This window comes from Streptomyces bicolor, assembly GCF_000719285.1.
Classification (GTDB): domain Bacteria; phylum Actinomycetota; class Actinomycetes; order Streptomycetales; family Streptomycetaceae; genus Streptomyces; species Streptomyces bicolor.
In genome coordinates, this window is the sequence record NZ_JOFS01000123.1 from 1 (window position 1) to 420 (window position 420).

General features: G+C 75.2%; 1 pseudogene. It reads left to right on the forward strand.

What is annotated here, in order from left to right:
• Nucleotides 1-420: pseudogene (locus IF78_RS44715) on the forward strand (polarized growth protein Scy); the annotation flags it as partial.

Below are 420 nucleotides of genomic sequence, written 5' to 3' on the forward strand. Positions count from 1 at the left end.
GCGCAGGAGGCCACCAGCCACGCGGAGCGGCTGCGCTCCACCACGACGGCGGAGACCGACCAGGCCCGCCAGCAGACCGCCGAGCTGAACCGCACCGCCGAGCAGCGGCTGTCGGAGGCCGAGACCCGGCTGCGCGAGGCCCGTCTGGAGGCGGAGAAGCTCCTCTCCGAGGCGAAGGAGACGGCAGCCAAGCAGCTCGCCGCCGCCGAGTCGCAGAACGAGCAGCGCACCCGTACGGCCAAGTCGGAGATCGCCCGGCTGGTCGGCGAGGCGACCAAGAGCACCGAGACGCTGAAGGAAGAGGCCGAGCAGGCGCTCGTCGACGCCCGCGCCGAGGCGGAGCGGCTGGTCGCGGAGGCGGCCGAGAAGGCCGACACGGCCGCGGCGGAGGAGGCGGCCGCCCAGCTCGCCAAGGCGGCC